Origin of the sequence: Novipirellula sp. (assembly GCF_041583735.1) — a bacterium.
GTDB lineage: Bacteria > Planctomycetota > Planctomycetia > Pirellulales > Pirellulaceae > Novipirellula.
On record NZ_JBFHFD010000530.1, the window covers coordinates 1 to 6,077 of the forward strand.

Genomic DNA, 6,077 nt, shown 5'->3' on the forward strand with positions numbered 1-6,077 from the left:
CAGTCAACGCTGACCTTTGCACCTGGGGCGACCACCGCGACGGTGACCATTACCGCGGACGAAGACACGTTGGATGAATTTAACGAGTCGGTCGTGTTGACGTTGGTCAATCCGACCAACGCAATCTTGTCAGGCTCGGTGGTGGCGTCGACCACGATCACCGACAATGACGCAGCTCCGCTGGTCACACTCGCCGTCGACAAAACCTCGGTGACCGAATCCACCGAATCGATTGTCTACACCGCGACGCTTTCCACACTGTCGGGCAAGGATGTGGTGATCGATTTGACGCTTGGGGGATCCGCCTCCGCAGGATCGGATTTTACCGGTTTCACGACTCCGATCACCATTGCCGCAGGATCCATTTCAACGTCCTTCACGGCGGTCACCGTTGCAGATGGCATTGATGAAGTCGATGAGGATTTGATCGTCAATGTCTCCGCTGTCACCAATGGAATTGAAGACGGTGTACAGGGTGTTTCGACCACGATCATCGATGTGGATCCGTTTCCCACAGTGACTTTGTCAATGGATCCTGACACCATCGGCGAAGACGATCAATCGACGACGTTGACCGCGACGTTGTCCGAGATCAGTTCGCGTGACATTACGATCGATCTCGACTTTGACGGGGATGCGCAATTCGGGATCGACTATACGGTGACCCAGACCCAAATTGTGATTCCTGCGGGAAGTCTAAGTGAATCGGTCACGTTGCAAAGCGTCGAGGATTCGATCGACGAGTTGCACGAGCAGATCGTGGTAACGATCGCAGCGGTCGATTTTGCAACCGAAAGTTCGCCTCAGTCGGCCACCGCTACGATCACCGATAACGACCTCGCGCCCACAGTGACGTTGACCAGCAATCAAATCAGCATTAGTGAAGCTGCGGGACAGGCTGTCTTTACCGCGACGTTATCCGCGATTTCGGGACTCGATGTTACGGTCACTTTGGCATCCTCGGGAACCGCGGTCCAAGCGGACGACTATACCGTCACGGGAAACTCGATTCTGATACCAGCGGGATCCATTTCGGGTTCCATCACCGTCACGGCGATTGATGATTCGCTTGACGAATTAGATGAAACCGTGGTGCGAGATATCAGCGGGCTGACCAACGCCATGACATTGGCCCCTCAATCGGCCTCGACTTTGATCTTTGATAACGATGCACCGCCGGTGGTCACGCTGCGGTTCCAAACGCCGAGTATCAGCGAAGGGGATGCGGCAATCAATTTGTTCGCCGATCTGTCAGCGCCCTCCTCACGTGATGTGACGGTCAGTTTGTCGTTGTTAGGAACGGCCACGGACATCGATGACTACGCTGCCAGCGATGTGACGATCTTCATTCCGGCGGGGTCCACGTCGGGATCGGTGACGATCGATGTCGTGAATGACGGAGTGTTCGAAGGTGACGAAACGATCATCGCTAGCGTTTTGGCAGTGGTGAATGCGACATCACCGTTTGCCCATAGTGATACGTTGACGATTCTCAGTGACGATGCGGCACCGAATATCACGCTCACCTCGAATCAATCCGCGATTGATGAAGATGGCAATGCGACCATCACCGCGACGCTGGATGCCGTTTCGCAAGTTCCAGTGACGGTGACGCTGGGGCTGTCCGGTGATGCGACGCTGGGCAGCGACTATCTGGCCTCGGAAACCACTTTGCTCATTCCCGCTGGATCGCTTTCCGCGTCCATGGTTCTGACGGGTATCGAAGATACTTTGGACGAAGTGGACGAGGTGATCACGGTTTCGATCACCAATCTCGTCGGTGCGGCAACCCAATCGCCTCAGTCGGTCGACGTCACGATTCTCGATAATGACTTGGCACCTCAGGCGTCGCTGGTCTTTGTTCCTACCTCCATTTCGGAATCGGGAGGTGAAGCCGAGTTACAAGTGAACTTGTCGGCGGCATCGGGTAAAGAGATTACCGTCTCGCTCGTCGCCTTGGGGACCGCAACCGGTAGCGGTGTCGATTATCTCGGGATGCAAACCAGTGTGACGATTCCTGCGGGAGCGACTTCCGCGTCGTTCACGATCTCGGCTGTCGGCGATGCCATTGACGAAAATAACGAGACTTTGTTGGTGTCGATTCAGTCCCTTGTCAATGCAAACGCAGGCATTATCAGCGCGGCGACGTTGACCATTCTCGATGACGATCTGCCGCCCACGGTAACCTTGGCGATCGACAATCCCGTGCTCGCCGAAGCATCGGGTTCAGCCATTGTCTCTGCGACATTGTCGGAGCCTTCGGGATTAGAGGTTGTCGTGACTCTCGGTTTGACGGGATCCGCATCAAGCGATGATTACAGCATCACGGGGACTTCGATTGTCATCCCCGCCGGCTCGACGATCGGCACGGCGGTGATCACAGCGACTCAGGATTCGATAGACGAACCTGACGAAACCATCGTCGTTGATGTGACCAACGTGACCGCGGCGATCGAGCAAGTCTCGCAGCAGGTTTCGGCGACGATCATCGACGATGACAATCCGCCCACCGTCACTCTCGCCGTGGATCAAGCCACCTTGGTCGAATCGGACGGCGGGGTTGCCACGGTAACCGCGACTTTGTCGGGCGCCTCGGGGAACGATATCACGATCGATTTGGAAGTCACGGGAACCGCCATGACAAGCGATTTTACCACGATTCCGCTGCAAATTTTGATTCCAGCGGGGGAAACCACCGGCTCGGTTACGTTCTCGCCGGTGGATGATTCGCTTGACGAATTGGACGAAACCGTGACCATCGCCATCATCGGGGTCAGTGGTGCCATCGAACTGGGCGACCAGTCGACGACGACGACCATTTTGGACGACGATGACGCCCCGAACTTGTCTTTGTTGACGGATCTCGCGTCGATTGATGAGGCCTCCGGGCAAGCGGTGCTGACGGTACAAATGTCAGCGATCTCGGAGCTCGATGTGTTAGCGACCATCTCGCTTTCAGGAACCGCGACCACCGGTGGCGTGGATTACACCGCATCAAATTTACAAGTCTCGATTCCAGCGGGATCGCTTACCGCGTCGATTACGATTGATGCCCTCGAAGATCTGCTATACGAGCAAGACGAGTTGATTGTAGCTCAGGTGCAATCGGCCACCAATGCCGGCTTTGATCCTGCGGCATCGACCACGGTAACGATCGTTGACAACGACTTGCCGCCCACGGTCACGTTTGTGATGGACGTCACCGAGATTGCTGAAAATGGCGGCATCGCAACTTATACCGCCACGATTTCGGAGCCATCGGGATTGGATGTCGTGATCACGCCCACCATTACGACCACGGCCGATCCATCCGATTTTACGCTTTCCGGTACATCCCTTGTGATTCCGGCAGGAAGCACCACGGGAACATTGACGATCACCGGAGTCAACGATGCCTTGTTCGAGCATGATGAACTATTGACGGTTTCACCAAATCAGATTGTCAATGCAACGGCGTTGTCGGTCGTGGACTCAGTCGTGAATATCATCGATGATGATCTGTTTCCTTCGTTAACACTTCGTTTGGCGAACACAACCGTTGTCGAAGGCGATAGCGAAGACGTGGTGATCGAATTGAGCGAGGTGGCGGGCGTTGACATTGCGGTCGACTTGACGCTCACCGGCACCGCAACCGAAACAGGCGATTACACGATTAGTTCCAAGAGCGTCATTATTCCTGCAGGGCAGAAATCGATCACGGTTTCCATCGACACGGTTAATGATGCTTTGGACGAAATTGTCGAAAACATCTCCATAACCGCAGCGGCATCCGATGGCGTGATAATCGGCAGCCAAGCCACAGCCAATCTCGATATCTTGGATAACGATCCGCCGCCCACTGCGAACGTCCGTGTGGATAACTTCACGCTTGATGAACTTGGTGGGCAAGCGATTATGACGGTGCAACTGTCGCAAGCCTCTGGGCGTGACGTCGTCTTTGACATCAGCCTTGCTGGGAAGGCAGCCTCGGATATCGATTACTCGATATCTGCGCAGCAGTTGGTGGTGCCGGCTGGCAGCACGACCGCCAGCGTTCTGATTCAGACAATCGATGACTCGATTTTCGAAGACGACGAGGAAATTGAGATTTCCGTTTCCGCGGCCGACAGTGACACGGTCGATTTTACCGATCAAACGCTGACGTTGAACTTGATCGACAATGAATCGCGGCCTTCGGTATCGTTGGTGTCGGATGTAACGTCGATTGCCGAAGCGGATGGCATTGCCACAATCACCGCGACGCTCAGCGGATTGTCCGACCGCGATGTCGTTGTACAGACGAGTATTCTCGGCCAAGGTGATGTGACGAGCGATGACTTTTCGGTATCAAGCACCGATATCGTGATCCCCGCAGGACAATTGTCTGGATCGATTGCGATTACCGCCACCAATGATACGTTTGTGGAACAGGACGGCGTGGTCGGTTTGACCGTGACGAGTGTGACAGGGAATTTTCAAACGCTCCCCGACCAGCTCAGCATCACTATTATCGATGATGACGATGGCCGTTTGCTAATTACGTCCGCAGCGGATCCTATCGTGGTGGGCGAAGACGGATCGACGGCCGAGTTCTTTGTCAATTTAACCGCGGCACCATTGGCGAATGTGGTTGTGGTGATCTCCAGTAGCGACACAGGCGAAGTCACCGTTTCGCCGCGATCCTTGGTCTTCACTCCCCAGAATTGGAACCAACCTCAAAGTGTGACCGTCACCGGACAGCCCGATTTGTTCGAGGACGGGAATATTCCAGTGGACGTCCTGTTGTCGATCAACGAAGCGGTTTCGGATGTCGGTTTCGCGGGACTGGGCACCACCGTCGTGGATGTGGTGAATACGAACTTGTCATTCCAAAATTTGCAATTGGTTCGCGAAGGCGATCAATTGATTGTCCGTGACCAAAACACGGGGCGCACCCTCGATACGCGGCCGGTGATTGACGGCGAGCGATTGCGGCTGAACCTCGCTGGCGGAGCGAAACGGTTGAACATTGCCTCGCTCGGTGACTTCCAAAACATTATCGAAATCGACATGCAGGCCGACGATACCATTAATTACGGTGGTGGTTGGGTTGCCGATCAACCTCGCTTTATCGAGGGCCGGTACACCCACGTCTTGCGACGTGACAAGGCGATCCTGTATGTGCGGAACGTCTCACCGAATGTGAACCCGTACAACCCGCACGATACCAATCGTGACGGAGTGATCACGCCAAGTGATGCGTTGGTGATCATCAACCAGTTGCCACAAAATGGAGGCGTGATTGCCACTCCGGGGCCTGACGATGCACTTCGCAATTACTATCCCGACGTCAACGGCGACAATATGATGACCGCGCTGGACGCATTGCAGGTGATTAATTTCATCAATCGCTTCAAATCGGGGTACGACGCATCGTTGTCGATCGCCGACTTCTTGGCCGCCAACCAAAACGGGCAAGCCGAGGCACAAGCAGAGTGGACGGGATCCAGTGCGACGACGGTTGTTGCAGAACCCGTTGCCGCAGTGATGGGATCCGCCAAGCAGGACCAAGGAACGTTCGACCAAGCGATCTTGGATTTGTTTGATGACAAGAAGGCCGACTCGGACGAGTCCGCCGAGTTGTCCGAAACGTTAGCCGACACGCTGCTTGGCAGCTTGGTTTGATCATCGCCCCCACGATTTTTGACCGTAGCGAAACTTTCCAAGAGTTTCGCGACAGGAAATCTCCGTCGTCTGCCGCGGGCAAAGACTCCGTAATTTGCCAAGCCCGGCGGCCCCACGATTAAGATTGGTAGTGGCACGGCGTAAGCCGTCCGGTTGCCGCGAAGGAAACACGTTCGAAATTTACCGGGCGGCTCGCAATTTACCGTGTCGCCCCGGGCCACATCGCGAAGCGAAAACCGCTCACTCTAGCGGCCTTCGCGTAGACGGTAACCGAGAAAGTTATCCAATTCGGGTTCCGCTTCGATCTCTTTGACCGTTTCTTCGATGTCGTATTCGACGCGGCGGAATTCGACGACATGTTCGTCATACAGCACGTAGCAGCTTCGTGGGTCACCGTCTCGCGGTTGCCCCACGCTACCGACGTTGATCATCAA

The 6,077-nt window shown here is 55.1% G+C and carries 3 protein-coding genes; 1 reads left to right on the forward strand and 2 read right to left on the reverse strand.

The features are described from left to right. A partial coding sequence (locus ABX962_RS27495) for a hypothetical protein (RefSeq protein WP_372724224.1) occupies positions 1-224 on the reverse strand: 224 nt, incomplete at its 3' end. On the opposite strand from ABX962_RS27495, the gene ABX962_RS27500 reads away from it, so the two are divergent. Further along, the gene (locus tag ABX962_RS27500) at positions 211-5,643 is read left to right on the forward strand and encodes a Calx-beta domain-containing protein (RefSeq protein WP_372724226.1); all 5,433 of its coding nucleotides are present in this window, start codon (positions 211-213) and stop codon (positions 5,641-5,643) included. The two genes, ABX962_RS27495 and ABX962_RS27500, sit on opposite strands and share 14 nt — an antisense overlap. Before the next feature lie 245 nt (positions 5,644-5,888). On the opposite strand, the gene ABX962_RS27505 is transcribed toward ABX962_RS27500, so the two are convergent. Continuing rightward, positions 5,889-6,077, reverse strand: a 189-nt coding sequence (locus ABX962_RS27505) for a metallophosphoesterase (protein ID WP_372724228.1), incomplete at its 5' end; no start/stop codon positions are given.